Genomic DNA, 608 nt, shown 5'->3' on the forward strand with positions numbered 1-608 from the left:
TCGCTGGCGTAGCTGATTTGCCACTGCATACCATAGGGTTCGGCCACCCGTCTGGCAAAATTGTTTCGCAGCGCTTCCCGGGAACAATCCAGTTCTGGCGTCTGAAACTCCAGGCGCAGGAAGAAGGTGCCGCCATGGGCATCACTGGAATGCTGATCGAAATCGGTGATGTTGGCACCGTGGTTGTATAGGAAGGTGCTCACCGCGCTGATGATTCCCGGCTTATCCGGGCAAGTAACCAGCAGACGTGCCGTGTCGGCATCATTGACTGTCATGGAAGCTCTCGAGGCTGATCGTCAGTGAGAGAGACAGGATGGCGCCCCGTTAAAGGTTGACGCCAAAATGCTCTCGACGGAAATTGGACGGTGTTTTTCCGGTCCACTTCTTGAAGGCCCGGTGGAACGAACTGGCTTCACTGAAGCCCATCAGTAGTGCGATTTCATCGATGCTCAGATCCGGCTTGGACAGGTAATACACCGACGCATCCTTGCGGATGGCATCCTTGATTTCCTGATAGCTGGTGTTGGCATCCTTGAGGCGGCGCCGCAGAGTCTGCGGAGTCATGTTCAGTTTGCTGCAGATTTCCGTGAAATCCGGGAAGCTGTTGC

Annotated in this window: 2 protein-coding genes; both read right to left on the minus strand. The window is 55.1% G+C overall.

Annotation, left to right across the window (positions count from 1 at the left end; all coding sequences use genetic code 11):
* Positions 1 to 275, minus strand: a 275-nt coding sequence (locus tag A3730_RS27320; protein ID WP_156501402.1) for an ACT domain-containing protein, incomplete at its 3' end; no start/stop codon positions are given.
* A 49-nt stretch (positions 276 to 324) separates the two neighbouring features.
* A partial coding sequence (locus tag A3730_RS27325; RefSeq protein ID WP_156501403.1) for an AraC family transcriptional regulator occupies positions 325 to 608 on the minus strand: 284 nt, incomplete at its 5' end.

The organism is Alcanivorax sp. HI0044, from assembly GCF_001634945.1.